Here is a 932-nt window from a genome sequence, read left to right as displayed (position 1 = left end):
AAAGTGCCAGGAAATCTCATCTCGAAACAGGCTTCCCGCTTAGATGCTTTCAGCGGTTATCCCTCCCGAACGTAGCCAATCAGCCATGCACCTGGCGGTACAACTGACATACCAGAGGTTCGTCCGTCCCGGTCCTCTCGTACTAAGGACAGCCTTTCTCAAATTTCCAACGCGCGCAGCGGATAGGGACCGAACTGTCTCACGACGTTCTGAACCCAGCTCGCGTACCGCTTTAATGGGCGAACAGCCCAACCCTTGGGACCGACTCCAGCCCCAGGATGCGACGAGCCGACATCGAGGTGCCAAACCATGCCGTCGATATGGACTCTTGGGCAAGATCAGCCTGTTATCCCCGAGGTACCTTTTATCCGTTGAGCGACGGCCGTTCCACAACGTACCGCCGGATCACTAGTCCCGACTTTCGTCCCTGCTCGACCTGCCAGTCTCACAGTCAAGCTCCCTTGTGCACTTACACTCAACACCTGATTGCCAACCAGGCTGAGGGAACCTTTGGGCGCCTCCGTTACACTTTAGGAGGCAACCGCCCCAGTTAAACTACCCATCAGGCACTGTCCCTGAACCAGATCATGGCCCGAAGTTAGACATCCAGATTGACCAGAGTGGTATTTCAACAACGACTCCACACAAACTAGCGTCCATGCTTCACAGTCTCCCACCTATCCTACACAAGCCAAACCAAACACCAATACCAAACTATAGTAAAGGTCACGGGGTCTTTCCGTCCTGCTGCGCGAAACGAGCATCTTTACTCGTACTGCAATTTCGCCGAGTTCATGGTTGAGACAGTAGGGAAGTCGTTACTCCATTCGTGCAGGTCGGAACTTACCCGACAAGGAATTTCGCTACCTTAGGATGGTTATAGTTACCACCGCCGTTTACTGGGGCTTAAATTCTCAGCTTCGCCCAAAAAA

1 rRNA gene is annotated in these 932 nt (G+C 53.2%); it reads right to left on the bottom strand.

The features are described 5' to 3' along the window. Positions 1–932: ribosomal RNA gene (locus HMPREF2749_RS00785) — 23S ribosomal RNA — on the bottom strand; the annotation flags it as partial.

The sequence above is a fragment of the Rothia sp. HMSC075F09 genome (genome assembly GCF_001810515.1).
GTDB lineage: Bacteria > Actinomycetota > Actinomycetes > Actinomycetales > Micrococcaceae > Rothia.
Note: the sequence above shows the minus strand (reverse complement) of the source record. Positions and strands in the feature narration are given on the sequence as shown.